Annotated in this window: 1 protein-coding gene; it reads right to left on the bottom strand. The window is 66.7% G+C overall.

Annotated elements, in window-relative coordinates; all coding sequences use genetic code 11:
* On the bottom strand, positions 1-856 hold an 856-nt coding region (locus QCE62_RS35065), incomplete at both ends, for a hypothetical protein (RefSeq protein ID WP_309928011.1).

Raw genomic sequence — 856 nt, 5'->3', positions numbered from 1 at the left:
CCAGCACGCCGTTCGCGTTGTTCAGGCCAGCGGCCTGCGCGGTGAGCGTGCCCGCTGTAATGATCCGGCCGCCAACGTTCGAGAAATAGCCGGCGCCGTTGGCGGGCGCAATCGTCAGCGTGCCCGTGCCAGCATCGATGATGGAGCCGCCGTCGTTGATGAACGCGCCCGGCGCGAGCGTCAGATCCGCGCTGTTGGTCTGAAAGATGCCGCCGTTGGAATTGTCGAAGGTGCTGCTGACATGGAATCCAGTCGACGTTGCGCCGTATTGCGTGATCCGGCCCGCCCGATTGATGAGTTCCGTCGTGTTGACATTGAGCGCGTTCGCCTCGATCCCGCCGCCGGTGTTGTCGATTGTGCTGGTACTCGTGACCGTGAGATTCGGCGCGACGAGCGAGCCGCCGCTATTGGTCAGTCGGCCGGTCCGAATCGTCTCGTTCGTGCCGGCGCCGATCTGCCCGCGATCATTGTTGAGCGCAACGCTCACGAGATTCACCTCCGTGTTCGACAGCAGTTTGCCGCCGGCGTTGTCGAGCACGCCGTCGGCCGTCACCGCGAGGCCGTCACGGGCCGTCATGGAGCCTGACGCGTTGACAAGCGCACCGGCCGCGACAGCCACACGTCCGTTACTGGCAATCGAGCCGCCGCGGTTCGAGAGCGACGCCGCGTCCAGTCGGATATCTGCCGCGCTGATCGTGCCTTGATCGTTGACCAGCGCATTCGCGGCGCTGACCTCGAGCCCGCTGCCCGCCGTAGTCGTCGCGCCCGACAGGTTCGCATCGGCGGCGCGCGCCGCGAGCACGAGCGCGCCGTGCGCAGACGTAGTGCTGCCGCCGAGATCGAGCGCGCTGCCGCT

Origin of the sequence: Caballeronia sp. LZ033 (assembly GCF_031451265.1) — a bacterium.
GTDB lineage: Bacteria > Pseudomonadota > Gammaproteobacteria > Burkholderiales > Burkholderiaceae > Caballeronia.
Note: the sequence above shows the minus strand (reverse complement) of the source record. Positions and strands in the feature narration are given on the sequence as shown.